The organism is Stenotrophomonas sp. STEN023, assembly GCF_056760135.1.
Window position 1 is genome coordinate 42,405 of record NZ_JBRREF010000016.1, and the last position, 22,905, is coordinate 65,309.

The 22,905-nt window shown below is 57.9% G+C and carries 30 protein-coding genes; all 30 read left to right on the plus strand.

All coding sequences use genetic code 11. The annotated features are described in order from the left end of the window. Nucleotides 1-12: 12 nt before the first annotated feature. The 30 genes from ACVOLV_RS06825 (at nucleotide 13) to ACVOLV_RS06970 (ending at nucleotide 22,821) form a co-directional block, all read left to right on the plus strand. Nucleotides 13-936 (plus strand): LysR family transcriptional regulator, encoded by a 924-nt coding sequence (locus tag ACVOLV_RS06825; RefSeq protein ID WP_481553729.1) that lies wholly within the window; start codon nucleotides 13-15, stop codon nucleotides 934-936. A gap of 919 nt (nucleotides 937-1,855) precedes the next feature. Beyond that, nucleotides 1,856-2,194 (plus strand): hypothetical protein, encoded by a 339-nt coding sequence (locus ACVOLV_RS06830; protein WP_481553730.1) that lies wholly within the window; start codon nucleotides 1,856-1,858, stop codon nucleotides 2,192-2,194. Nucleotides 2,195-2,259: 65 nt separating this feature from the next. Then, nucleotides 2,260-2,538 carry a hypothetical protein gene (locus tag ACVOLV_RS06835; RefSeq protein ID WP_481553731.1) on the plus strand — a complete coding sequence of 93 codons (279 nt, stop codon included), beginning with the start codon at nucleotides 2,260-2,262 and terminating at the stop codon, nucleotides 2,536-2,538. Between the two features lie 57 nt (nucleotides 2,539-2,595). Then, a complete protein-coding gene (locus ACVOLV_RS06840) occupies nucleotides 2,596-3,009 on the plus strand; it encodes a hypothetical protein (protein WP_481553732.1) in 414 nt (137 codons plus the stop codon). An 818-nt stretch (nucleotides 3,010-3,827) separates the two neighbouring features. Then, nucleotides 3,828-4,274 (plus strand): hypothetical protein, encoded by a 447-nt coding sequence (locus ACVOLV_RS06845; RefSeq protein ID WP_481553733.1) that lies wholly within the window; start codon nucleotides 3,828-3,830, stop codon nucleotides 4,272-4,274. A gap of 333 nt (nucleotides 4,275-4,607) precedes the next feature. Continuing rightward, nucleotides 4,608-4,916, plus strand: a complete 309-nt coding sequence (locus ACVOLV_RS06850) for a hypothetical protein (protein ID WP_481553734.1) — start codon at nucleotides 4,608-4,610, stop codon at nucleotides 4,914-4,916. A 61-nt stretch (nucleotides 4,917-4,977) separates the two neighbouring features. Beyond that, the gene (locus ACVOLV_RS06855; protein WP_481553735.1) at nucleotides 4,978-5,322 is read left to right on the plus strand and encodes a hypothetical protein; all 345 of its coding nucleotides are present in this window, start codon (nucleotides 4,978-4,980) and stop codon (nucleotides 5,320-5,322) included. Nucleotides 5,323-5,391: 69 nt separating this feature from the next. Continuing rightward, nucleotides 5,392-5,790 carry a hypothetical protein gene (locus ACVOLV_RS06860; protein ID WP_481553736.1) on the plus strand — a complete coding sequence of 133 codons (399 nt, stop codon included), beginning with the start codon at nucleotides 5,392-5,394 and terminating at the stop codon, nucleotides 5,788-5,790. Nucleotides 5,791-6,273: 483 nt separating this feature from the next. Then, entirely contained in the window at nucleotides 6,274-6,696 is a 423-nt protein-coding gene (locus ACVOLV_RS06865; RefSeq protein ID WP_481553737.1) for a hypothetical protein, read from the plus strand. Nucleotides 6,697-7,158: 462 nt separating this feature from the next. After that, nucleotides 7,159-7,614 carry a hypothetical protein gene (locus ACVOLV_RS06870; protein ID WP_481553738.1) on the plus strand — a complete coding sequence of 152 codons (456 nt, stop codon included), beginning with the start codon at nucleotides 7,159-7,161 and terminating at the stop codon, nucleotides 7,612-7,614. Nucleotides 7,615-7,890: 276 nt separating this feature from the next. Further along, on the plus strand, nucleotides 7,891-8,142 hold the full coding sequence (locus tag ACVOLV_RS06875; protein WP_481553739.1) for a hypothetical protein: 252 nt from the start codon (nucleotides 7,891-7,893) through the stop codon (nucleotides 8,140-8,142). A 1,030-nt stretch (nucleotides 8,143-9,172) separates the two neighbouring features. Continuing rightward, nucleotides 9,173-9,538, plus strand: coding sequence for a hypothetical protein (locus ACVOLV_RS06880; protein ID WP_481553740.1), 366 nt, complete (start codon nucleotides 9,173-9,175; stop codon nucleotides 9,536-9,538). A gap of 451 nt (nucleotides 9,539-9,989) precedes the next feature. Continuing rightward, the gene (locus ACVOLV_RS06885; RefSeq protein ID WP_481553741.1) at nucleotides 9,990-10,424 is read left to right on the plus strand and encodes a hypothetical protein; all 435 of its coding nucleotides are present in this window, start codon (nucleotides 9,990-9,992) and stop codon (nucleotides 10,422-10,424) included. A gap of 350 nt (nucleotides 10,425-10,774) precedes the next feature. Further along, nucleotides 10,775-11,332 carry a hypothetical protein gene (locus tag ACVOLV_RS06890; protein WP_481553742.1) on the plus strand — a complete coding sequence of 186 codons (558 nt, stop codon included), beginning with the start codon at nucleotides 10,775-10,777 and terminating at the stop codon, nucleotides 11,330-11,332. Nucleotides 11,333-11,409: 77 nt separating this feature from the next. Further along, nucleotides 11,410-11,892, plus strand: a complete 483-nt coding sequence (locus ACVOLV_RS06895) for a hypothetical protein (RefSeq protein ID WP_481553743.1) — start codon at nucleotides 11,410-11,412, stop codon at nucleotides 11,890-11,892. 641 nt (nucleotides 11,893-12,533) lie between these two features. Next, the gene (locus tag ACVOLV_RS06900; RefSeq protein ID WP_481553744.1) at nucleotides 12,534-13,712 is read left to right on the plus strand and encodes a serine hydrolase domain-containing protein; all 1,179 of its coding nucleotides are present in this window, start codon (nucleotides 12,534-12,536) and stop codon (nucleotides 13,710-13,712) included. Nucleotides 13,713-13,931: 219 nt separating this feature from the next. After that, nucleotides 13,932-14,102 (plus strand): hypothetical protein, encoded by a 171-nt coding sequence (locus ACVOLV_RS06905; RefSeq protein ID WP_481553745.1) that lies wholly within the window; start codon nucleotides 13,932-13,934, stop codon nucleotides 14,100-14,102. Nucleotides 14,103-14,217: 115 nt separating this feature from the next. Continuing rightward, complete coding sequence (locus tag ACVOLV_RS06910; RefSeq protein WP_481553746.1) at nucleotides 14,218-14,499, plus strand: hypothetical protein; 282 nt, start codon at nucleotides 14,218-14,220, stop codon at nucleotides 14,497-14,499. A gap of 55 nt (nucleotides 14,500-14,554) precedes the next feature. Further along, a complete protein-coding gene (locus ACVOLV_RS06915) occupies nucleotides 14,555-14,947 on the plus strand; it encodes a DUF6334 family protein (protein ID WP_481553747.1) in 393 nt (130 codons plus the stop codon). A 304-nt stretch (nucleotides 14,948-15,251) separates the two neighbouring features. Beyond that, a complete protein-coding gene (locus ACVOLV_RS06920) occupies nucleotides 15,252-15,599 on the plus strand; it encodes a hypothetical protein (RefSeq protein WP_481553748.1) in 348 nt (115 codons plus the stop codon). 599 nt (nucleotides 15,600-16,198) lie between these two features. Continuing rightward, the gene (locus ACVOLV_RS06925; RefSeq protein WP_481553749.1) at nucleotides 16,199-16,501 is read left to right on the plus strand and encodes a hypothetical protein; all 303 of its coding nucleotides are present in this window, start codon (nucleotides 16,199-16,201) and stop codon (nucleotides 16,499-16,501) included. 1,076 nt (nucleotides 16,502-17,577) lie between these two features. After that, nucleotides 17,578-17,991, plus strand: a complete 414-nt coding sequence (locus ACVOLV_RS06930; RefSeq protein ID WP_481553750.1) for a hypothetical protein — start codon at nucleotides 17,578-17,580, stop codon at nucleotides 17,989-17,991. Nucleotides 17,992-18,168: 177 nt separating this feature from the next. Further along, entirely contained in the window at nucleotides 18,169-18,522 is a 354-nt protein-coding gene (locus tag ACVOLV_RS06935) for a hypothetical protein (protein ID WP_481553751.1), read from the plus strand. A 77-nt stretch (nucleotides 18,523-18,599) separates the two neighbouring features. Next, the gene (locus ACVOLV_RS06940; protein ID WP_481553752.1) at nucleotides 18,600-19,427 is read left to right on the plus strand and encodes a trypsin-like serine protease; all 828 of its coding nucleotides are present in this window, start codon (nucleotides 18,600-18,602) and stop codon (nucleotides 19,425-19,427) included. 166 nt (nucleotides 19,428-19,593) lie between these two features. Further along, nucleotides 19,594-19,971: a hypothetical protein gene (locus tag ACVOLV_RS06945; RefSeq protein ID WP_481553753.1), complete on the plus strand. Its 378-nt coding sequence runs from the start codon at nucleotides 19,594-19,596 to the stop codon at nucleotides 19,969-19,971. 201 nt (nucleotides 19,972-20,172) lie between these two features. Continuing rightward, complete coding sequence (locus ACVOLV_RS06950; RefSeq protein ID WP_481553754.1) at nucleotides 20,173-20,679, plus strand: hypothetical protein; 507 nt, start codon at nucleotides 20,173-20,175, stop codon at nucleotides 20,677-20,679. Nucleotides 20,680-20,764: 85 nt separating this feature from the next. Further along, nucleotides 20,765-21,271, plus strand: a complete 507-nt coding sequence (locus ACVOLV_RS06955; RefSeq protein WP_481553755.1) for a GNAT family N-acetyltransferase — start codon at nucleotides 20,765-20,767, stop codon at nucleotides 21,269-21,271. Nucleotides 21,272-21,488: 217 nt separating this feature from the next. Continuing rightward, entirely contained in the window at nucleotides 21,489-21,884 is a 396-nt protein-coding gene (locus ACVOLV_RS06960; RefSeq protein ID WP_481553756.1) for a hypothetical protein, read from the plus strand. Between the two features lie 74 nt (nucleotides 21,885-21,958). After that, the gene (locus ACVOLV_RS06965; RefSeq protein ID WP_481553757.1) at nucleotides 21,959-22,348 is read left to right on the plus strand and encodes a lysozyme inhibitor LprI family protein; all 390 of its coding nucleotides are present in this window, start codon (nucleotides 21,959-21,961) and stop codon (nucleotides 22,346-22,348) included. A 203-nt stretch (nucleotides 22,349-22,551) separates the two neighbouring features. Further along, nucleotides 22,552-22,821 carry a DUF2798 domain-containing protein gene (locus ACVOLV_RS06970; protein WP_481553758.1) on the plus strand — a complete coding sequence of 90 codons (270 nt, stop codon included), beginning with the start codon at nucleotides 22,552-22,554 and terminating at the stop codon, nucleotides 22,819-22,821. Nucleotides 22,822-22,905 lie beyond the last annotated feature (84 nt).

Genomic DNA, 22,905 nt, shown 5'->3' on the forward strand with positions numbered 1-22,905 from the left:
CAAAGCATCGCCATGGATCTCCGCCAGCTCCGCTACTTCCTGTCCGTGGTCGAACACGGCAGCTTCACCCGCGCCGCCACGGCTACCGGGCGCACCCAGCAGGCCCTGAGCAAGGGCATCCAGGCGCTGGAGCAACAACTGGGCGCCCGCTTGTTCGAACGCGGCAGCCGCGAGGCCCGACTCACCGACGTCGGCCGCCTGCTGATGGAACACGCCCAGCCCGCCCACGACGCCGTGCGCCGCTTCGAGGACCGCCTGCAGGAGCTGCAGACCGGCGCCGAAGGGCAGGTTCGCATCGGCACCGGCCCCAGCACCGCCGGCTCGCTGGTCGCCCCTGCAGTACTTGCCCTGCGCCGCCACTGGCCGAAGATCGGCATCCACGTCAGCGGCGGCATCCTGCCCGAACTGCTGCCCAACCTGCTCGCACGCGAGCTGGATGCGGTAGTCACCCTGCACACCTTTGGCGATGGCGACCCCGACCCACGCATCAATAGCGAAGTGCTGATGCACGACGAGTACCGCGTGCTCGCCAGCGTGCGTCACCCACTGGCAAGGCAACGCGACATCACCGCGGCACAACTGCTGGAGCAGGCATGGATATTCGGCCGTCGCCTCGGCGCGGTGGAAAACGCATTCCGGCAGCGCTTCCATGAAGCCGGCCTGGAACCTCCGCTCAACACCATGGAAAGCGGCTCACCAGAATTCATGCGCGCGATGATTCGTGACGGTGGCTATCTCACCTTGCTACCCAGCCGCCTGGCACAGGCCGAGCTGCTTGCCGGGCATTGGGTGAAGCTGGATGCACCCGGGTTTGCGTGGCAACGGCCAGTGATGGTCTACACCCGCGATGGCGAGCCACAGAGCGCGCCGCTGGCGAGGTTTCTGCAGGCGCTACGGAATGCTGCGGAACTGGCGCGGATGCGAGAGATGGAGTGAGGTCCTCGAAGCGAAACCAGCGCAGTCCAAGCTCCAATACGCCTATCGGGAAAGGGTGTATTCGATATAATTGTGGAGAAACAGCACTGAACCCGAAGGGAGAAGGTGATCGCGAGCCGCGCCAGAGATCGCAAGCCCCTGTTTACACAGGAAACTATTTGCGTTTAAAAGCGACTTTAAAGTTGGCATACTCGGTTTTATACCGCTATTAGGCGGTCTACTAAGAGTTAGGCGCCACTACAGCTATGACTGATCTTTGGGGTCCCGTTTCGGCAACCGATTGGCATGCCACACCGTGCATAGTCGGTCGCCCAGCAACCGAGGCTGATGTTGCGGCCGGCTCTGCCGTCTTCTATGTGCAGGGTGGTTCCACTCCAGCTCCAATTAGCCTTCCATGCTGCGCAGTTCAGCTACTGGAGGATGGCTCTGAGCAGCCTATCGTCATAGTCCAGGCGGAGCTCACGCAGCAGGGGACCATCTTGGGTGTACGGCCACTATCCGGCGGTAATGGCGTCTGCATGTCCGCAGACGTCCGGTTGCTTCCTACCGGCTTCGGATCGTAGGGTGGCGCCTAACAGTTCATTCAAGCCGAACCCGCTTCGCGGGTCGGCTTAATTCCAGAGTTAGGCATCAGATGGACACCGCCTCAAAACCATCACCGTACCGCTGGAGGACTGCCGTACGTCGGCACTTGCCCTGGTTTCTTATCGACCTTGGCATCGCAGACAAAGGTATGGATTGCGAGGCGGCCGGTGGGGCGCATGCTTGGTACAACATGGACGACAAGAGCAGCGGGTGCTATCACTGCAAGGTCACCCGGGCCGGTCGCCTGTGGGAGTCGGCTGATGCCTAACAATTCATTCAAGCCGAACCCGCTTCGCGGGTCGGCTTAATTCCAGAGTTAGGCGTCTATAGGCACATGGCCATTTCTTTTGGTGACAACGTTCAAATTCTCTCCAGTCCCGCAACGGATGCGGCCGGAATTGCCGGCCGGGCCGGTACCATCTACGGCGAAACCGTACCTTCCGTGTCTGGCGTATCTGCGCTCGGAGAGCTCGCCGAAGACTATGCAGTCAATGTCTTCGTTGAAGAGCTGAAGCAAGACTTTTGGTTAGACCCATCGCTCGTGGAGTTCGTGGACCACAGCGCCGGAACGGAGATCACCATCAAAGGATCTCCATACAAGTCGGTACGGCAATCGGACGGTTCGTGGCTAGAGGTCAGCGCAGTCCGCAAACCTTGGTGGCGTTTTTGGTAAGCGCCTAACAATTCATTCAAGCCGACGCTGCTACGCGGCGCGGCTTAATTCCGGGGTTAGGCCTCATGTCAGATGACCAGCAAGTCGATCTAGAGAAACGCCTTCTAGCTGTTGCCTTGTTCAACCTGCGGGTTCTTCTTGCAAGTCACATCGACCCCGAGGAGCAAAGCCCAGCGAGTGATGCCGCATGGCTTGCCTACTCTCTTCACAATCAAGCGCTCTCGGTGCTTGACGGGCAAGCATTCGATGTAGCCCAAGCACTACAAGCAGTAGAGCGACTCGAACCAAGGCTCGGCACGACCTACGTGCAGCAGTTTCGACAGACCGTTCTCAATGAGGTCTAACAGTTCATTCAAGCCGAACCCGCTGCGCGGGTCGGCTTAATTCCGGAGTTAGGCGCGATGAAAGCTCCCCCACTTCCCATAGCTCTGCTCTCACTTTCCCAGGCTCTGTTCGGCCTCGTCGTGGCCGCGATCATGGGCTACTTCCTAGCCACATCCGGCTTCACCGGCATCGACGATTTCCCGGCTTGGGTCGTCCCCTTCGGCTTTCTCGTGGGTCTCGCCTGCGTGGCTTCCGCCGTTCAACTTTGGCGACTCCGGTTGTCTGGCCCAATCAGCTTCTTGGTTCTCTGGCTGCTTCCGTTCGTTACCTCCCTGCCGTTCGCCACCGTCATGGAGGTCATCCGAGACGCAAGCTACATTGAGGGCAGGCTTGCGTTCTTGCTGGTGTATGCGGTCATCGTGTTTGAGTTCCGCAAGCAGTTCGCGCCTAACAATTCATTCAAGCCGAACCCGCTTCGCGGGTCGGCTTAATTCCGGAGTTAGGCGCTAACACATGCCTGCAAGTCTACTGACAGAGATCATCTTCCGCGGTGCTTTCGAGGTTGTTCTGTATGGCCTCGGATACATCATTGGTTGGCTCCTAGTCCCAATCTTCTCGTTTGGCCACTACGCTGTTGCACCTTGGGATTTCAAGAGCCGAAAAGTATCCACTAGTCACCCAAAGCTATCCCCACCCAAGACAATTTCAGCTGACGCAGCGTGCGCAATCGGGTTTTGCGCCCTGGCAGCAGCATCAACAACCGCTTACTTCGTACGGCGTGCTGCAAGCGCCTAACAGTTCATTCAAGCCGAACTCGCTTCGCGAGTCGGCTTAATTCCAGAGTTAGGGGCCATGTGGAAGATTTTCGCAGCTGCCGTTCTTCTAGCCGGACTCGTCGGTTGCGAGACCCTGCGTGATCACCAAATGGAACGGTCGTTGGTTCGCTCGCGCGAGGCAGTATTGGCCAAGATCGATCCTGAAGAATGTCGGGCTAAAGGCGGTGCTATCCAGCAAGTCGGCATGTTTGGCACACTCTCCTGCGTCACGCCGCTACCGGATGGTGGCAAAGCATGCAGCTCCAACTCAGAGTGCTCCGGGGTCTGCTTCGCACCGGAGGGTATCCCCATCGGTCAGGCAGCTACCGGCACCTGCCAAGCGGACACGGCTGCAATGTTCGGGTGCCACGATCACGTGGAGGATGGAGTTGTCGCCGGGGGGCTGTGCGTTGACTAGCGTGGCCCCTAACAATTCATTCAAGCCGACGCCGCTACGCGGCGCGGCTTAATTCCAGAGTTAGAGGGCAGAGATAGTGCGTCGCAAGATCATCCAGGACTTCGCCAACACTCTTTGCCAAATGCTCGTCGGCTGGCGTATGGGCGACGATCTTGAGGCACTTGCAGGGCTACCTGACGGCACCCTTCTTGTAGATGCTCTTGCAGGCACCGCATCTCATGTCATCGCGGGCAACATCCAACTCCGCATCGCTGGCGAGCTACAGTCTTGGCTCTCCCATCGACTGAGCATCAACCGAATACCGGCTCATTCCATTTCATCCGCAACGGTCACGGCGGAGATCCGCACAGATCGCCTGGATACGAATCGTGCGCGCATCGTCTCCTTTGATTTTTCAGTTCACTCTGCAATTTCTACAGACGAGTGCAGCTATACGAGCGAGCTGCAGGAGGTTCACCGCTGGCACTCGCGACTGCCCTCTAGCAATTCATTCAAGCCGAACCCGCTTCGCGGGTCGGCTTAATTCCCGGGTTAGGCACCTGAGCCGACATACCCATGACCTCGGATAAAACAACTAAAACAGCAATCCGCAAACGCATGTTTCTCTCCGTTGAAGCACGTGGAGAGTCCGGCGCACGCTTCGGGTTCCGATGGTGCGCTACCTGCCGTGGCCGCGGAGAGATCTGCCTTGAGCGCGTCGTGGACGGAAAACACACGGCCGGTTTTGAGCTGTGCAGCCTCTGCCGCGGCGACCGGGTACTTGCCACGCAGGCTTCGGCCTCCGATGCTGGTGCCTAACAGTTCATTCAAGCCGAGCCCGCTTCGCGGGTTGGCTTAATTCAGGAGTTAGGCACCAATGGAAGGCCATCTACCCGCTCAGCCAATGCCCTATGTCTGGGCAGACTTCAATGCCTGCGGCTGGGCCGGTGGCGGCGACGAGAGCATCTACGCCTTAGACAAGGATGCGCTTGCTGCAATACCGGCCAGAGATCGCACGACGGTCTTTATCTGGTGTGGCGACGAGTCCGGCACCATCCTTGGCTGTGTTGCATTGCTTCAGCACATTACGCTCGGCGCTTTTACTGGGTGGCGTGCTGTGCCTGTTCCTGGCACATTCTATCGTGGCCCAATACCTGCGCATCTAGATGGCGGGCTTGGTGCCTAACAGTTCATTCAAGCCGACGCCGCTTCGCGGCGCGGCTTAATTCCAGAGTTAGGGCGCAGAGATGAAGACCTTCGCAGTTCTTGCAACAGCTCTCGCGGCATCACTGGCCGCCTGTGCTTCTGGACCAGCCAAGTATCCCGTCTACAGCGGCGAGTACTTCTACAACTTTGAGAGCTCCTTCCTGACTCTCGATGGCAAGGATGAGGCGTGGTGCATTGATGCCGGCTCCATGACAAAGGCCATGCTCCCTGCCAAAGATGCGAACGGCCAGTGGGGCACATCCCACGTTGTGGTTCGGGGCAAGCTTGGCCCCCGGGGCAGCTACGGTGGCCTGGGTCGGTGCAAGCATATGCTGGACGTGACGGGGATAGTTGAAGTCTCAAACATGCGTGGGCGCGATGGCTAGGCAGCGCCCTAACGGTTCATTCAAACCGAACCCGCTGCGCGGCGCGGCTAAATTCAGGCCTTTGGCAGCATGATCATGCATCTAAGCAGCTTCACAAATCCTCGTAATTTTCTTGCAGGGCTTCTGCTAGCTGTCGCTGCGCTCGCCGGGTGCGCACACAATCCTCTTGGGCTGGAGATGGAGTCAAGGGATCTCGCGGCGCGACTTGGATATCCTCTTTGTGACGTATATGCCCATCTCAGCAAGGAGGAAATTTTCGCTAGCGCCAGACGCATGGGAATCGAGAACATGGAGCACTCCACCGAGTGGGCCAATGTTGCTGCGGTGATCAAGCCGGATGATCAGTTCCGCTTGGTTGATTGCCAAAATGGCCACCGAGTTCATGGCGCACGAGGCGGATACTCGTTTTTCGGTCTGTTTCGACGCGACAAGCTTGCGTTAGAGTTCGGACAAATGATCGATGACTAGCGGGCGCATGCCGCCTAACAATTCATTCAAGCCGACACCGCTTCCCGGGCCGGCTTAATTCCGGAGTTAGGACTCACATGAAGCACCCTCTCCCCCCTCAGGACAAGAAGGCTCTTAGTCTTGAGCGTGATCGACGCAACATTGTTGCGGAGAGTCAGTGGGGTGGTCGTGATGCCATCGCCAAGCGCAAGCAATGGGTAAATCAGTCACATCGCAAAGCGGTGCACCAGGAGCTCTCAGCGCTATCAGGAGCCACGCCAGCTGACCCAGAAGTAGTCGAGTGTGCCGTGGCGTCGGCCAAACCACACAATTGGCGCAAACAACCTGATGTATCGCTCAAGGTTGCACTTCTAGCGCGCCGCTCCCGCCAACCACCGGGCTCCAGTGGTGAACCCTAACAGTCCGTTCAAGTCGAACCCGCTACGCGGGCCGGCTTGGTTCCCGAGTCAAGTCTGCCCAGATCAACCAGATATGTCGTCAACCGTGAAAGATTCGCTGCTGAATAATTACTTCCCAGCCCTTGCCTGGATGTGGTTCAGAAGCGACCACCCCAACACTCCCTATACAGAGATGCGTGCCAGATTCATCGAGGCGCTGGTTGAGCTGGTCGCAGATCATGAGATCTATCTATTGCCGCCCCCAAACAAGGCTGCTGCAACCATCGGCAGCAAAAGAATTGGGAATGTACAAACGGATGACCGTCTAGAATATTGGATTGCCACACCCAATGAGGCCCGGGAATATTTTGAAGAATTCTGGCCGCATCAGGAATTGGAAAGCCAGGCCTTCTACGAGTTCGTGTTCAACAATCTGCCGGAATTTTGCTTCCCGATGAGACGGAGCGACGATCCCTCGTTCGACGGCCCTGAGGACTTTGATTGGGATGATCACTTTATGTTCTCATAGCTCACAAGCCCCTTTCTCTATCGGCCGATACAACCCAAGATGGGCCTGCAATCAGATTCACACCGATAGGGCCTGACAATTCATTCAAGCCGCCGCCGCTTCATGGTGCGGCTAAATGCAGGTGTTAGCCCGCCGGAGTCAATTCCAATGCCGCTTCACATTATCTACACCGAGACAGACATGCTGCTCTCGAAACGTCCATACACATCTTGGCGTGAGATCCAAGATGCGTTCGAGAGCTACAAGACCTCACTTGGCCCATGGGAGCGGGGCGAGGTCATTGAGTACTTGTCTGATGAGCATCCAACCCTTTTTCCCTCCGCCTGTGAACAAGTTGAAGCGTTCCTGGCGGACACTGCGCTGGCCAAAGCACTGACTTTTCGCAGGCCGCGACCGGCGGCCTAACCGTTCATTCAAGCCGAACCCGCTACGCGGCTCGGCTTAATTCAGGTGTCAGGTGCCATGAGAAGCATTTTCGCAACCGTAGCTCTTCTGCCCTGCACCTCATGCGTATCCGCACATGAGCTTACCGATTCGTTTCCCCGTGACACGCAAGTCATAGTACAGACGGATTCGATCACCGTTGAGTACTGCCCAGACAATACGTGCAACTCGTTCACCATCGACGACCCTGCTGGCTCAGAAGTGCTCCAGGACTTTGCATACGCATATATGCTCGGGGCTTCGTCCTACATCTATCTAAAACAGTTTCAAACAGATACAGACTCTACCGCCACCAAGTCAGTACTACGTCGCTACAACGCCCATTGCCCGCAAGAGCCGCTGGCTCAAGCCGCGCGATGCATAGTCATGCATTTGATGGAAAACCATCCCATTCGGGCAAGCTTTGTTCGCTACGATGAGGGAGAACGTAATGTTGTCCCCATTACGCTGGAGGACTTCTCGCATGGCACCTGACAATTCACCCAAGCCGACGCCGCTTCGCGGCTCGCTTTAACTCCAGAGCTTGGCCCGCATATGGCTAGGTCAGCATCTCCAGAAAAGCAGCGTGAGTACGATCAGCTGAAGTGCTTTCTAATCCTTTGGGAGACGCATCTCACCCCCAATCGGGTCTTCGAGCTCGATCATCCGTACAGCCCAATCAATGTACTGGCTGGCTTTGAGCACAAGTTTGGTGTCTCACGGGCCCTGATATGCCTCAAACAAGCGGCTAATGATGTTCTAGAGACCTGCATGGATTTTTCTCCGCAGCAAATTGCCGCAGCAGACGCTTCTCTAGCCAAAGGTGGCGCGCACACGATCACACAGCTTTGGCAGGGCCGTTCTCGGCAATACAGGGCCATCTTGCGCCGCGGCCACCTGCGCAATGACACTGAGTTCTATCTGGCGTCATCCATTCTGTCGGACACGGCTTCTCAAGTACCATCCAGCGAGCGGATTGCTTTAGACAATATGGTGGCCAGCTATGAGTCCCGGCGGACCTGACAGTTCATTCAAGCCTATCCCACTGCTCGGGTCGGCTCAATTCCAGAGTTGGCCACTGAAGGGAGACCGTTGATGCCCCAAGTCCATGTCACATTGCTGAGCGAGGGCGTCCCAGTTTGGCGCCCTGTTCAAGCACGTCATGTGCAAGACTCAACGTACCAACTGGAGGGCACTGTTCCCGAGGGTGAGGAGTGGGAGTTCCAACCAGGTGAACTGGTAAAGTGCGAGCTGCAAGAGTTCATTGGCGGTGGGTCTGGTCTTGTCGCTCGCCGACCCGCGGCCTAACCGTCCATTCGAGCCAAACTCGCTTCGCGAGTCGGGTCAATTCAGGGGTCAGGTGCTGATATGGGAAGACGCGCCAAGGTCGGGATGCCGACACCTTTGCTCTTCACTCTATCTGGAGTCTGGCTTGTCTCGCTGGCGAGCTTGATCACGCTCGGCTTCCGCCCCCCCTTCACTGGCCCCCTACTTATTGTCATGGGCCTGTCTTCCGTTGCCATGCTTGTCGTTGTTCCAGCCGCAGGCTACGCCCTGATCACCAACAAGGCGTTACGGACTGCTGCACAATGCGTTGGCTTTTGGCTCTGCACGCTATGCCTGATGCTGCTTCTATCCACGTTCGTCGCCGGTCACCTGGCGTGGGGCAGGTGATGGACGTGGCCGAGTCAGCAGCCAGGATTTCATTCTTGCCGAACCCGCTTCGCGGCTCGGCATAAATCGGGCACCAGCCGCAGGCTTGCGATGACAAATGTTCAAGAGCAGAGATACCAAGAGACGGTGACGTGCGAGCCACGCCAAGAGGAGGGACTCATTTTCATCAAGGTCGTGGCAATGCCTCATGCGGGCGCAGTGGAGTTCGACGTAACTCAGGCTCGTTCGTTTGCCCAGCAAGTACTATCGGCAATCGAGGTTATTGAGGCTGGCTGGGTAGGAAAGTCCCCGGGCCCACAGGATGCTTGTGGCGCCTAATCGTTCATTCAAGCCAAACCCGCCTCGCGGGTTGGCCTGACTCAGACATCAGGCGCTAAACATGCATATCCGCTTCTTGCAGATCTTCTTTCTGGCGACGCTGACTTCTTACTCAAACTCTGCAATGAGTTCGCCTCTTCTAAGATCTCTGGCGACAGAGCTTCGCGCAATGCGTGCACTTCCCATGTCCACACCAACCAATGCGAGGTGTCCAAGTGACACGGCGCCGCTGATCGGCTTGAGCCAAAACCAACTGCAAGTCGCACTAGGCAAGCCCGACTTCATCAGCGAGTCGGACCAAAGCTGGACCTACTTTTTCCGCAGTCCGGTCCCGCGCCATCAGTTTGGCGGGGGCCACCCGGAGTTAAGCTTTGCATTCGGGACAACCAAGCGGGTAGTGAATGTCACCTGCCACTATTCGCGCTAGGTACGCGTCCAACAATTCACTCAAGCCGAGGCTGCTTCGCTGCACGGCTTGATCCAGGTACCAAATCGTATGCCTAAAACTATCGCCACTGTGTTCCTAGCAATCATCGGCCTACTGGCACTCGGCTATGTTGGTTGGCGGACTACCATCCATGCAACAGCCCAAGAGGGCTTCTGGTTCTCATACTACTGCGGCGAGTGGCCAGTCACGCTGTCAGAGACAGACCTGGATAACGACCGACAGATCAGTAGACAGGAGGCACGCGCCACATGCCAAGGCTGGCTCAAACGACGAGAGGTCAATGGCAGAGCATGTATTGAGTACATGGAGCCAAAGACCGGCGTAGCCGCCTACACTTCTTGCCGAGTAGAGCCGCTGGATGCGCGCTAACAATTCATTCGAGCCAACGCCGCCAGGCGCTGCGACTTGAGTTCCGGAGTCAGGCCTGCTCATGAGCATATTTATTGCGACCGTTCTTACAGCGGTACTCGGGAGCGCTACTAGTCCGCCAGCCAGTGCTTGCGTGATTCAATTCGCCAATGGCAGCGAACATAGCGGCATTGCACAGCACTTTGCAGTGACGCTGGAAGAAAACCTGCGCCGTGAAAGCTCTCTCCGCCTCGTCAAGGCCAATGGCACCTTCGACATGGAGTTCTATCTTGTGGGCGCCCCGGCCAACAACATCACCGCCTATCCCACTGACGATAGATTTCGGGTCTTCTATGTCCTGACGCGGCAGGACCAAAAGTTCATATCCGCTGATGTCATGAGCTGCAACGGGGATGGCTCAGGATGCGCGGCTACTGCTGTCAGGCGGCTTGTCGAGGTCTGCGCCCGCAGGCCGAACGTTTCGTTCAAGCCGATGCCGCTCCGCAGCGCGACTTGATTCGGGAGCCCGGTGCCGTGGAACACCCATCATCGCCGAGCAATCTGAAGACAGACTTGACTGTTCTTGGGCTATTGGCCATTTCCGCTCTCGCTGCGTTCGTATTTCGCGACAGCCTTGGCCTCCTGGTGTTTTTCGGGCTTGCCCTTGCGTTACTGCTGCAACTCTTTCGGGTTGCATTCTTGCGTGGAAGCAGGGAAACACTGAAGAAGCTTTGGAGTGCCCTCAGGGACGCCCTTTGGGGCCTTGATTAAGCAGCAGACATCTTGGAGAACATCGACTATGACACCTGACAGCACAATCAAGCCGAAGCCGCTACGCGGATCGGCTCGATTGCAGAGCCAACACCCATGAGACGCATCTTCGCGATTATCCTGGTGGCGCTTTCCGGCTGCCAACCTTCCCACGACACGGCTCTTGCCGAAACCGAGAGATCCCAAGCGGGGACTCTGCGCCAAACCGAAACCCCTCAGCGCCTTCATGCCTTTGGGGGCACACTTACTGGCAAGGATGAAGGCGAATGGGGCGGAGAGGTCAAGTTCCAAGAGCAGGATGGAACCTCATACACGGTCGTGGCTGACAATAGCCACGGCATCTTCGAGATGCCTTACGGGGTGGTTGCCCTCACAGGCTTGGCGCACCTGGGCTCGAATCGTGGAGCCATCCATTTGCTCACCAGGCTGCCCGGTAAGCGCGTCACGGCCAGGCAGTTGATGCAGCTCCCCGGCGCTCCTTGCGATGTCATCCGGACCGATGATCGGATCACCATGCGCATCTCGTCTTGGCATAGGAACGCTGTCAGCGGAACGGTAACCCCGCAGCAGTACACCTGTCATGCGCTGTTGTCAGACCAACACCTCGTCCAGTACAAGTGCCCTACTCCAGAGCCTGAGATATGCTTTGGATGAGTGCTGGAAATCAATTCGAGTCCGACTCGCTTCGCGAGCGGGCTTGCCTCCTTTGTCAGGTATCGGCGGAGAACCCAATGCTAAAGCTGTACAAGAAGACGGATGGAAAACTCAGCTACAGGGAGGCTTGGGCGGAGCCAGAGAATGGGCAGATAGTTGAGCACTGGGGCGTCATTGGGGAAAAGGGAGAAACAAAGAATCACCCTTACTCCGTCAATGAGGATACGGATCGGGCTATCTCATCAGTACTTTCCAGCGCCACGGAGAATGGATTTCTGCCGTTTGACGAAGACGAAATGAACGTGCTGCTCGTGGAATACGCCATTGAGGGCATGGGAACAAAATTTGACCTCCAAAAGCTGCAGGATCTGGAGAACGTGCTCAACGAGAGCCTGGGTTGGACCGGCCTTGGCCACTGCGATGGCAACAGCATCGGCTCAGGCACCATGGAGGCCTGTTGCTACGTTGTGGATTTCGAGATCGCCAAGCGCGTCCTTACCGACGATCTCGCGCCGACCCGTTTTAGCGACTACACAAGAATCTACGATGAAGACTCCTGACAGTTCATTCAAGCTGGCGCCGCTACACGGCTCGGCTTGACTCCGCACTCGAACCGCCATGAAAACTATCGCACGGCATGGAGGTGGACCACTGGTCGTGACTGGCTCGGCCGTCTGCCTCGCCAAGCGATGGCTTCGGTGGTTCGCCTGCCCTTGGCCCCATCGCTGCATTGAGCTTGTTGTTGCCCTACCAACGATGTGCATCGGTTGCCCGCGCGCATCAATAATGCGCACAACAGGCCCAAGGTGCCAGCTGCTCTGGTAGCGGCCAGAAAGCTGGTCAATGCCCGCTTGCCCTGAGGCTGGCCGTCGCCACGATAGTCCATTCAAACCAGCACGCCCCGTTCACCAGCGATCCATGCGCCGCTCTACTTCCGCCGCAGAGATCCAACGCCCCAGCCAGGCTTCGTCCATAGGTATCTGAAGGCATTCCCCGCACCTGGAGAACATTCCCTCCCGAAAATCTGATGGATTCGGAGCTGGGATTGAGGGGACTCACGCTTAGCGCATCCATGGCTTCGACCTCTACTCCGCACGCTCATAAACGCCATCTCAATTCAAGTGCTGGAACCACTACGGCGCCGCCGTAGGTATTCGGCTACCTTAGGAGCCCGTCCCTATCCCACTACAAGCGCCGACGCATGCAAGCGACTTCGATGGCTTTTCGAAACAGGCGTTGGCTCTACTTCTGCCTATTGTCAGCGGCACTGCTTGGCGCGGGTTGCAAGGGCGCTCCAGCTCCTGCAAAGGACCTGGGGACGGACATCGATGAAGTGGCCGCAACGCTCACCAAGCAGCCGTTACTCCACTCGACCTCAATTGCAGTTGTGTACCGGGGCAAGGACTTCATTCGCCATCGCGGCGATATGCTTACGGGGACCCCGGGACCTCCGAATGATGCGACGCTCTACGAAATCGGCTCCTTGAGCAAGACGCTGGCGGGAACCTTGGCTGCGAATGCCGTCCTGGAGCACAAGATCAGCCTGGATGACGATATCCGGATGTATCTGCAGGGCGACTATCCGAACCTGCAGTACAAGAACGAACCAATCCGTTTACGCCACCTGCTGTCGCACACCAGCGGGCTGCCGAACATGCTGCCGGAGCGCACCAACACCGTACTCGCCGACTTCACCGATCAGCGTACGCCCACCGAGCTCAATGCCATCTATGCCAGTTACGGAAAGGCTGAGTTCTTCAGGGACCTGCATGCTGTCGAGATTGGCCGAGCGCCCGGGAAGGAATACGCGTATTCCAGTACCGGAACCGAACTGATGGCACACGTATTGGAAGTGGTCTACAAGAGCGACTACGAGTCACTTCTGCGTGGGTTCCTGCAAGAGTCCGTGGCGATGACGGACGCCCGAATCCGGCTTGGCGATGCTGACGCGCCCCGGCTTGCGGTTGGCTATCACAGTGACAACCCGGTGCCGACCACGGCAATGCCGCAGCTGCCGTGGGGCGCATCCGGAAATGTGAAAACAACGGTTCCGGAAATGGCGAAGTACCTACGGTTCCAGCTTGCCAACGGGCCCGTCGTTGATGAATCACATCGTACGCTGGTGAACTTCGACCCCGAGTTCGGTATTGGCTATTTCTGGAACATCGTCAGCGGCGACCGTTTGAAAGGCACTTACTACGCCCATCATGGTGGCGTGCCCCGCTCGCAGTGCTACATCTACATCATCCCGAAGTACCAGCTTGGCATCTTCGTCATCACCAACCAGAGTGGCGACCAGACCGCACGCGCCATGGAGGCGGCGATCGATACCTTGGTCGAGAGAATCGCAGCGCGGGAGAATGCAGATAGCAAGGTTTAGTCCTGCCGCGTGAACCTGCCCCGGACTCAAGCGCACCAAAGGCGTTATCCGGCAGCGGGCGTTCCTGATGGTGGCGCCTGACAGCCCCCCCCTGCCAACGCACTTCGCGGCTCTATGTAATTCCGGCTTCAGATCACGGCGAACGGATTCAGTTGCTTATGGAGAAACATCTGCGTATTTTCCAGATTCTTGGCAAGTCCACCTAGGGGAGTAGGTCATATGTCGGGCAAGAAGATCTCGGGTTTGATCGGCATGGTGATTGGTGCCGCGTGGTTCGCAGTGAATGTCCGTCATTTCAACGAGGATGGATTTGTCGCAATCGGAATGCCGCTGATCATTTTCGTACTCGGGCTGGTGTACTTCCTCAAGGCGCGCAGCCAGTCTGCGTGATAACCGGAAAGCAACTATCCAATCGACGCCGGCGCTTGATCACCCGGCTTGACCCGGACATCAAACACCGTACAGTCGCTCGCGCAAGATAGTGACACGCTGATACCAACCAGTCATGACGCACCTTTATCGCTACATCCCGATCTGGCGTCGAATCGAGAATGGTGCAGTCCTCTATCGCGTATTCGAGGTTATCGGCGTTGGATATAGCGTTCAGAGCAAGGATTTCTTTCATGGCGATGCACTGAAAGACTGCACGTTCTCCACGGAAGCTCAGTTCCTGGAACTACTAATAGAGCAGGCCCCAGACGAAAGGTTCGGACCTTCGCCGACAGTTGAAGCCGCCATACTGGAATTCGATCAGGAATTTTCTCAATCTCCAAATCCTGACCGTTGAACTCAAGCAGAAGCTGCCCCAATAGCCGGCCTCAAGAAAACAGGAATCAACCTCCGTGATCCAGTTACTTCGCCAGGCATGCAACGACGGTGGAAAACTTGAGCAAATCCTTGAGTCGTCGTTCCATCCAAGCTCGAGGTTGATAGATGGATTGGAGCTGAGGTTTGAGACGTTGACCCTCAGCATCTCCGCGGTAGCTGACGACGACACGATCGCCCTATCACTTGGCGGATTGGATCGGCCGTCACTCAGAACTTCCAATCAATTCCTGTGCCAGTGTCTCGGCAAGCCCTTGCAATGGGCATGGCTTACAACCAATCAACAGGGATATACCGATGGGATTCGCTTGGAGTTCCAAGTTCAGAGTGGAGCGGCGGCGGTTATCTTGGATATCATCGTTGCTGCATCAATGCTCAATTTTTACAAGGTCGAGGCAATCGAGCTCTGAGCATTCCTGCGCACTCCAGTCGCATGTAGGGCCGGCTCATTCCCCGAGTCAACACCATCATGGATCTACCGGCCTTCTTGCCAACGACTAAGATCATCCTATAGACATTTACCATCGCCCAACCAACCCCACTGCACTGCGCCGTTACCGCCCACCTCAGCTACTAAACGCCTGGGACCACCCGTACTTCCAGGATGCATCTCACACACGCACTGAGTGTTGCCAGGCTAGGTCACGCCGTTTGACGATAATCTACAGTTCGTCACGCTGCGCATGACTTCTTAATCAAGGATATTGGTCACAGATGAATCAGGATGATGCAATAGCAATCTATGAAGCAGCTACAGTGCTTCTGTCGCTTAGCATGCTCGCTGTTGCCGCGATTGTATTCTGGCTGCAGTTCCGCACTTACCGTCGCACGCACCATCCCAGCCTTATTCCGCTACTTGCCTCTACCGCGCTGACCGGCGTCCTCGTTCTTCTGAGCATGCTGGCTCAGTACTACTGGCTTTCCAGCCCTCTAGGGCTTTACCTGTTCTTGATCAGCCTCCCAGTGGCCTTCATCCAAATGGCTCTGGGCACATATGGCACCGCAAAGCTGCTGCTCGCATTCGAAGGGAGAGCATCAACCGGCGACAGGTTCAATGCCTGACAACCTCAAGCTCAGGTCCGTGATGCTACGCGACGCCTGTCGGACATAGGGAATCACACCATGCGCTTCTGGCAGCGATCCGCGATTTCGATCTTGGCACTCCTTGCGCTGCTCATCGCAGCACCCGGCCTTGTCTATGTCATCGGGCTTTCCAAACTGCACGGGCGCCCAACCCCTGCCGATCCAACGCTCTTCAGCCGAAACGAAATTGCTGCCGCGTGGGCACAATGTCACGAATCGCCACCTGGTGCGGCGGTTGCAACCAACCCATGGAGCGTTGCAGGCAACTTGCTATTCGGCGGTCCTGACCATGCAACCCCCGGCGAGCGAGCGTCTTGGCGTATCGCCAGCACTTACAACGCGGCCTCCCACCTGCAAAGCAACACCGCTTGGCACATCTCTGGGAGCGCGCTAACCATCTGGATTACCCGGCATTGGTCCGCCGACCAAATAGGTGCCACGATTGCTCGCGACAGACTGTGCAAGTGAAGCCGGAAGACACTCCTAGCTGATTCCGCTTTGTTCCGCACGCAAGCTGCAGTATTTATCATTACCGATCTTCATCATCACAGTTCAACCTGATTCGGACCCTAGACGCCATGCCCCAGATCCGATGCAAACGCGTCGTCTTCTTTTCTCCCTGCGACGAGAACAGCTTCTTCAGCTGGGCACGAAGCATTCCCGTGGTTGAAGAGGTTTACGGGGAGTTGGACGAGATTGTAATTTCATTGGCGTCCGCCGAAACCACCGATGAATCACTACGCGAGCTGATCGCCTTGCTTCATCGTTACAACATCGAGATGGGGCAGTTGTCGGCATTTGAGACGGCAGAGAACTCGAACTGGTTCCGCAGCCCGATAAAATTCTGGCACCAGCGTGTATTCGGCGTATCGAGTTCATGACGCATCAACTCTCCACCTATGACCGGGCACTTCGATTGACCTGCATTCGAATTCATCAACGATCCAGTAGGTGCCAGCCCAGGCAATCACTACAACTCAACCACTGGACGAAACGATGAAAGAACTCGCAAACGTAGCCATCGTAGTAGGGATCGCTGCAGCAGGCTTCGCGCTAATCGCCTTCCTCGGCCTACTTCCGGTCGACGTTATGCTGTGGGCTGAGACTCGAGCCACATCCGGCTACCTGCGCGCCATCCCAACCACCGCCCGGCACACTGACTACCTCACAGGCGCGCTATTCCTCGGTGGCTTGGCACTTTCGGCCGCGGGTCTTTTGTTCCGTCACAGGCTTCGTAGCAACGATTCGCGCTAAGTCCGCACTCAATCCCGGCCCGCCCTGTAGAACACCGCCGTGGAAGCCCTACAAGCACGATCAACGTCCTCACAATGCGCGCTAGCAGGCGTCGCACTTGACATCACCATCAGCATCGAGACATCCGCTTCAATCCCAGCCAGGGCCGTTAAGTTCGAGTTGGTGCGAAGGCAGTATGGCTAAAACCAGTATCCTGGCTGATCGTTTGAATGAAGCTTTGAACCAATCTTCATGGCGCCGAGATAGAACCCATCTCCGAGCAATTGTTCAACACGATGGTCATGGAGAGCTCACGCCAGCTCTTGGTACCGCTTTTGCTTCCACTTCATCCACCAACTGGCTTTGTCGGAGCGCTTCTCATGTACTCGACGAAGACCGACTTCATTGTGTCCCTGCTTGCAGAGTACGAGGATCAGTTCATACATTATTTCTGGGAGACCTGCGCCTAATGGCGAGGCAGCGAAATTCGCTCTGGCAACGTCCCTACTTGCACTTTGCAATCACTCGTCAAGGCAACCCGCAGCGCCCCTCACTGAATTCAAACTATTGTCAATGAATGCATACTCGTTTACTGACTGCCATTGAGGGAAGCAGTACGCAACTGGAGATCAGCAGGTTTATGCCATATTGAAGCCCCACCAATGCCACTGCCGTTTCACGTCAGGGCTCACAACGGACAATTAGGATAAGGATATGTTTTCAAATGGGATTTGATATTTCCTTCTATCGATTTATCGATGACGCATCAAAATTTGATCAGATGGAAAAACTGCAGGAAGCAGAAGACTTCCCACTGGACGCGGATCAATTGCAGGAGCTGCAGGGTGTCGCGCAGGCTATTTTCAACAAGTTCCCCGGATCTACGCTGCCCGCATTCGATCAAGCCTATGAGCAAGGGATCTCTGTGACCGTACCGCTACAGACCATCCCGGCGGGATCGCTCGAAGTGCTAATGGGCTATCGGTACGCGTACATCGCCGACTGGCATCCCGACACCAGTGATCCTGTGCCTCTGAAAGCGCTGATCGAACTGATGGCGGCTCTGGAATCGCTTGGATACGAGGCATTTGACCCGCAGCTTGGGCGATTCGTGAATTCCGCGAACTATCATTGGTGAGCGGATAGGTCGGCAAGTGCTGGCCCACAATGAGCTGGCGCCAAGGACCAAGGTTCAAGAGCTGGACTTACATTAGTGTCCACATCGCCACTGTAAACGCAGCCCATTGGATGACCCGTTCTGCACTATGCAAGCCGCATGACAGAAAAGTTCAACACTGCAAACGAAAGAGTACCCATGAAAGCAATCGCCATCGCCGCGCTCATCTCGGCATCTATTTTCGCACTGCCCAGCCGCGCTGCAGACAACAAATTGATCGAGCGCAGCTGGGTGAAGGTCGATGAGAATCACGCAGAGCTGGAGCACGCAGGCCGCAGCTATACGCTGGATACCTACATCGTGATGTTCCAGCAGCCGTACTACATCCACCTACGTGCAACGGACAAGCAGACGCTTGTGTCCGATGAGCTGGTGGACATGGCAAGCGAGTACATCAAGCCGCGCGGGTGCACACAGCCGCTGGAGCGGCGCAGCGACCTTGATCGCAGTAGTTCCGACGGTACCGAGCTTGTGCTCGGCTTCCAGTGCTGAATCAGCTGCCTGATCGCTGCATCGAACTTGCTGCTGCTCACCAACCCTGCCCTCGTCGTCCAAATAGGCTTCAACCCATGAAGCAACTGCTGCTACTGATTTTCCTGCTCGCGGCTTCATCCCCCGCCAGCGCCATCGTCATCCGCCACGATGTGGACGATGCCAAGTACCGGGTTGCCGCCGACGAGTATCCGGCGCTGGTCGACATGCCAGGCGAAGGACACGGTAGCCTGATTGCTCCGCAGTGGGCGGTTACCGCTGCGCATACCCTGCCCCAGCACGCCGAGCTCAAGCAGGTGGTGATCAACGGGCTGCCACGTGACGTTGAGCGCGTCGTCATCCACCCGGGTTACAGGACGCTGCCGCAGACCTTGATCGACCAGGCCACGGCCAGCGGCGAGGCCATGTTGATCGTGGTTTTCCTGGCTGCATCGGATGACATCGCGCTGATCAAACTGAGCCAGCCCGTGACCGATGTAGCTCCGGTGGCTTCTTACCGGGGCGGCGATGAGGCTGGCCAGGTCATCAAGCTGATCGGCAAAGGTGCCACCGGCACGGGTGACATCGGGCATGACCCCGGCGGCCCCAATCGCACCGAATTGCGCCGCGCCTTCAACAAGGTCAGCAGCGCCTACGAGCGCTGGCTCTGCTATGTGTTCGATGCGCCACCCTCGGCCCTGCCGCTTGAAGGCGTGCTCGGAAACGGGGATAGCGGCGGCCCCGCCTTGCTGCAGAGCGGCGATCAATGGCTACTCGCTGGGCTGGGCTCCTGGAAGGTCGTGCAGGGCAACGTGTTGACCGCACGGCCCGGGCGCTACGGCCAGGTCGCCTGCAATGTCCGCATGAGCCATTACGCTGATTGGATGGATGGCGTCATGTCTGGACAGGCTCCAGCCACGAAGTGAGTGTGCGCGTGGCGCTCGCTCCTGCCCCCTGCTGCTGGTCGCTGCCGCTGACAGCGCCTTGCAGGTCTGCAGCTGCCGTTTGCGAGAAACGCGCAGCGGTTCCGGATTGCAGAACCGCGACCGGACATAATCAGCGCCCCTATTCATGATTTGCCATGGAGCTTCAATGACAAAGGCTTGTCTCCCCTTGTTCGCCGCCGCCGTTCTCTATTTCAGCATCCCGGCGGCGCAGGCCCAGCCTGTGTACAAGTGCACGGGCCCGAAGGGCGAAACCAGCTACCAGTCCATTCCCTGCCGCGAAGGGGAAACCTCCTCGCGCCGGTATGCATCACCGTCCCCGTCCAACCCGACGCAGGCCATCACCGCCGCCCCGACCGGGCCGGATCAGCGGCGCGTGCAGGTTCGCTATACGACAACCGCAGGCAACGAGGGCTGTGATGGCGCCAAGGCCATGCGCACCGCGGCGTTGGGTGCCGCTGGGTCGCAGGCAACGGCCGATATGCGGGCCAGCCTGGACCAGCAGGTCAGCACTGCCTGCAGGTAGCAGAGCCGATGGGCCATGTGGCACGCGGGTTGTGCAAGGCAGCACAGCGCATGCGCGGAGCAAGCCCTGCTCTCCTGGAAGAAGTGATTGAACCTGCCCGCGATACGTTCAATCATCATCTGGCTCGCCGCCGTTCCTGACCAGGGGCGCTGCAGGCCGATGGCGCGCGAGAAGGCCAGTGTCGTCCAAGGAATGCGTGCAATGCGATTCTCCAGCCAGATGCTCGTGCTAGCGCTAGTGCTGTTCCTGCCGCTGGGCGCTGCTGCCCGCAGCGACAGCGCGCTGAAGGTGGACAATTCGCAGGTCGTCGGCCTGACCGCCCTGCTGGAAGCGCAGCCGCGCCACCCGGAAGCGACCAGCATCCGTGCCCTGCTGCTGGAATGGGAGGACAGCTCCAAGGACGTGGTGGACTACGTCTGCCCGGACGTGCTGGCGCCGGTGCCCGGCACAGGCATTCCCAATGGCCCGGAACTGCTGGCGCAGTTCATCTTCGGCAGCGCCGCCTTCCAGATTGCCAACCCGTCGCAGAAGGGTGCGTTGCAGCCCTCACAGCTGGCCGGCATGCGCAGCATGCTCAAGGCTTACAAGGCCCTGCTCGCCACCGATCCTGCCGCACGCATCCAGCGCTTTGATGCGCTGGCAGCGATGGATGCGGCAGGTACGCTCCCTGCCTACCTGGAGCCGATTGTTACGCTTGGTTGCAAGTAGTCAGGTGCGCGCAAGCTGATCGCTGGTCTGGTGCGTATCCTGCTACTTCTGAACCAACCACCGCACACGCAGTACCGTGAACATCATGAACATCCAGATCCGACCGGAAACACCCGCCGACATCGCAGCCATCGACGCGGTCACCATAGCCGCCTTCCTGGAGGCGCCGCATACCGATCACACCGAGCAGTTCATCGTGGCCGCATTGCGCCGCTCCGGGCAGCTCACCGTCTCTCTTGTGGCCGAACAATCGGGCGTGGTCGTTGGCCACGTCGCGGTATCGCCGGTGACCATCGACGATGCGGATAGCGGTTGGTACGGGCTTGGGCCGGTATCGGTCGTGCCGGAGTTGCAGGGCAAGGGCATTGGCAGCCAGCTGATCGACGCAGCACTCGATAAGCTTCGCGTACTTGCTGCAGGCGGTTGCGTGGTGCTTGGCGATCCCGGCTACTACGCACGGTTTGGGTTCAAGGCCACTGACGCGCTCACCTTGCCGGGCGTTCCCGCCGACTACTTCCAGGCGCTTTCATTTGGTGCTCCGGTGCCACAGGGAACGGTTGCTTACCACGCGTCCTTCTCGGCGCAGGAATGACCATCTGGCGCAGACCTGTTTGCAGCGTTATCGGACGCGACGGTCGAACACCGTCGGCATCATCTGCGCTCTCTTCTCAACTCGCTGTCGGCAGGTGGTTCCAGACGCCGATAGCTTGCCGCCAATGGCGTTCGTTGGCAGAGTTGCCCAGATTCAATGCTCCAATCAGCAGCGATCCCGCTGATCTGCCATCTACATGCACAGAAAGGACTCCATGATGAAAAACACAAGCGCACACGGCACTGTCCGCAACACCGCGCGACCGCAGGCGATGCTCCGTCGTATCCGCCCTGTGCTGCTGGGCCTGTTTTTCACCGTGGCGCTGGCCGCCTGCGGCAAGCCGGTACCGGCAGACAAACAGGCCTATGTCGGCACCTGGGAATCGACCACTACCTTTCTGCTGATCGACGCCAGCGGACGTGTTGTCTACAAGCACAAACCCAGCCCATCGACCAGCAAGTCACTGGATGCACCAATAAAGGCCTATGAAGGCGATGACTTCATCGTCGGGGTTGGGCCGTTGACTACCCGTTTCGTGGTGGCAGCGCCACCGCACCAGGTGGATGGCAGCTGGAAGATGACGGTCGATGGGCAGGAGCTCACACGGCGCTGAGTCGTTGGCCCTTCGTAGATTCGCGAAGACGATAACCACGGCAGCTGCGGCTGCCCCAGCACAGGCGTTGCACGATGCGAACCAATGCAGTTTCCCTGCTGTTGCTTGCAGGCTTGGCGTGGCCCGCTGCCGCCACGCCGGTGGACCACCAGCAGGCCTATAACGACTGCCTGTCCAAGGCCGGCCAGATCAACAACGGTACCGTGGAGGCCTGCTCGTCGGTGACCTCGGAGCATGCGAAAGCAGAGATGACACGTCTCTATCGCGCCTTCAACAGCAAATTGCTTGCGGAAAACGCGGGCGATGCAGCAAAGCTCGAGCGCGCGCAGAAAGCCTGGCTGGTGTACCGGGACCTGCATTGCGAACTCGCCGGCGCGTATGTGGGCTCGCCGATGTATTCGTTCTGCCCGATGCAGCTGAACATCGACCGGGTCATCGAACTGCGCGAACTGGTCGGGCAATGAAGCGCGCTGCGTTGCCGGCAGCAACATTGAAGCGCTTGCCAGAAGCATGACCAGCTCCTAAGATCTGCGCGTCCTCGCGGATCTACGCGAAGGCCGTAAGCGTTTACGTCAATCAACGCGCCCATCAACTCCGGCATTGCCGGGGCTGTTCACCCATCCCTGGGTGATAGGCGCCATTGCTTGACCGGATCCAGGAGATCACCGTGAACGCTACAAACAGAACCACCATCGCATTTGGCATTCCCAAGCTTCCCTCGCGCTACGGCACCTTGGTCATGCCCTTGCTGCTGTCCATCCTGATGACCTGCGTCGTCTCCCTGATCAGCACCCTGAAGAGCATCGGCATGTCGCCGCTGTTTGGCTCCAAGTGGCTCGCTGCCTGGGGCATTTCATGGCTGGTCGCCTTCCCTATCCTGCTGTTGCTGTTGCCGGTCGTGCGCAAGGCAACCGCAGCCTTGGTGCGATCCACCTGAGTTGCAAGCACCCGGCCCGCTGTGCGGGCCGGGCTTCAACATTGGGCGCATCGCAAGACTGCGCCCTCTTCTTGGTGCTGCCTC